Annotated in this window: 2 protein-coding genes; both read right to left on the reverse strand. The window is 63.0% G+C overall.

The genetic code is table 11. The annotated features are described in order from the left end of the window. Positions 1-573: cysteine peptidase family C39 domain-containing protein (locus tag Q0L57_RS07925; RefSeq protein WP_296740686.1), on the reverse strand; the 573-nt coding region annotated here is incomplete at its 3' end. Between the two features lie 12 nt (positions 574-585). Beyond that, positions 586-2,174 (reverse strand): Ig-like domain-containing protein (locus Q0L57_RS07930; RefSeq protein ID WP_296740688.1); only part of this gene is annotated, 1,589 nt, incomplete at its 5' end.

Genomic DNA, 2,174 nt, shown 5'->3' on the forward strand with positions numbered 1-2,174 from the left:
GGTGCTCAAGCCACGATGCACCAACACCTTGTCGATCACGACCTGGAAGAGCAGCGGGCTGATGAGCGCGAAGAGTTGCAGGAACAGGGACGCGACAAGAACCTCGCCTAGGAGACGGCGGTATTTCCAGATCGCGCCGAGAAACCATGTGATGTCGAAGCGCCGACGCAGATCGGACAGGGAGGCCCGGCGCGCCATCAGGATCAGTCGCCCGTCCCAGACGTTTTCGAATTCGGCCCGCGACAGCGCCTCCGGACGAGGCGCGTAGGGACGCTGGACGAGGATCTGCTCGTCCCCGGCCTTGCCGACCAGCAGGAAGCCGCCATCCCTGAGCGCCGCGATTGCCGGCAGGGGAGTGCGGGCAAGCCGAGGCCAGGTGCTTTTGACGATGCGCGACTTGAGCCCGACGTCCTTGGCGCATCGCAGCATCTCTCTCACGCCGATGCGCGCGTGGCCGAGCCTGTGACGTATCTGCGGTCCCTCCGCGGCAACGCCATTGAGTTGCAGGAGCATGACGAGCGCGCCAAGCCCCTGATCGTCCTCCTGCCCGACCTGAGGCCCCCCGAAAGCCATTTTCCGAATCCCTCAGCTATGGTGATTTGGCGTCGTCAGGAGCGCCACGACGTCGTTGCCGCCATGTTGCGTCCAGGCCGTAGCGATCTCGCCGGCACCCGATTGGCTGCCGTGGAAGCCTGACGCCGCGTATTGGTTCAGCAGTGCCAACAGGTTCGATATCGGGCTGGTCGTGGTGGCCGGAGGATCCGTGACTGTGATGGTCTTTGCAGGCGCGCTGGCCCCTTCGCCCGCGGTCGTATTACTTGCGGTCACTGTCATCGTGGCGACAGGGTGGCCCACGCCATTATACGAGGACGAGAGCGTCAGTCCTGTGATCGGCTTTCCGATCGTCGACGAGGTTTCACTGATCGTCCAGATGTAGGTGCCGTTCAGTTGCAATGACTTACTGACGTTATAGCCGCTTGGCGCGGAGATCGTCTCGTAGCGAGGAACATTTGTGATCCTCACAGTCAGGCTGTCGTCGGAATCGACCGGAGTAGCGGTAATCCCGAGCGCCACCGAGCCATGCGCCTGGACTGTCAGCGCGGTGCTGGCAATCGTCAGGATCGGCGGTTCCGACGTCTTGTCTTCGTCGACGGTCAAGGCCCTGGTGGCGAGCGGGGCGAGGTTGCCCGCCTTGTCGGCCACTTCGGCCGTTACCGTGTAGGCGCCGTCAGCGAGTGCCTGCGCCTGCGCGCTCGTCACGTTGATCGACCAGGCGTTGTTCTGATCGGAGGTCGTGTAGCTGTCGACGACGACGTTCTGGCTGTTGACGATGTTGACGGTAACCGCCTGACCGTTCTCCACACCCGTTGAAGTGCCGGCGATGGCGAAGCCCACCAACGCCTTCAGTGCATTGATGTTGTTGTTGCTGGCGATCGTATTGATGGCGATGGTCGGCGCCGTCGTGTCGATCTGCAACGTGCCGGCCGGGTTGTAGTTGTTGGCGCCCGCTAGATTGGCATTGTTGCCCGCGCCGTCGGCGATGATCGATCCGTTCAGGCTAAGCGAGGAAACGGTCAGGTCCGCGGTGTTCTGCCCGGCTGCCACGGTATAGCTGAAGGTCAACGCGGTCGTGCCCGAGCCGGCGCTGTAGGTTGCTATCCCACCGTCGTTGAGAAGTAGGCGTGGCGAGCCGCTCACGGTGTTCACGCTCACCGCCTGGCTGAAATTCACTGTTAGCGTAACGGTCTTGCCTGCATTCAGGTCGCCGTTGCCGTTGGTGATGCCTGTGCCGGAGGTCGCGATCGAAGCGATCGTCGGCGCTGTGGTGTCGATCTGCAACGTGCCGGCCGGATTGTAGTTCGTGGCGCCTGAGATGTTGGCGCTGTTGCCCGCGCCGTCGGCGATGGCCGATCCATTCAGGCTGAGCGAGGAGACGGCCAGGTCCGCGGTGTTTTGCCCGGCGGCGACGGTATAGACGAAGGTCAGTGCAGTCGTGCCCGAGCCGCCGCTGTATGTTGCAATGCCGTTGTCGTTGAGAAGGAGTTGCGGTGAGCCGCCCGCTGTATTCACCGTCACCGCTTCGCTGAAGTTCACTGTCAGCGTGACGGTCTTGCCCGCGTTCAGGTCGCCGTTGCCGTTGGTGATGCCTGTGCCGGAGGTCGCGATCGAAGCGA

The organism is Mesorhizobium sp. (assembly GCF_024509055.1).
Lineage (GTDB): Bacteria > Pseudomonadota > Alphaproteobacteria > Rhizobiales > Rhizobiaceae > Mesorhizobium.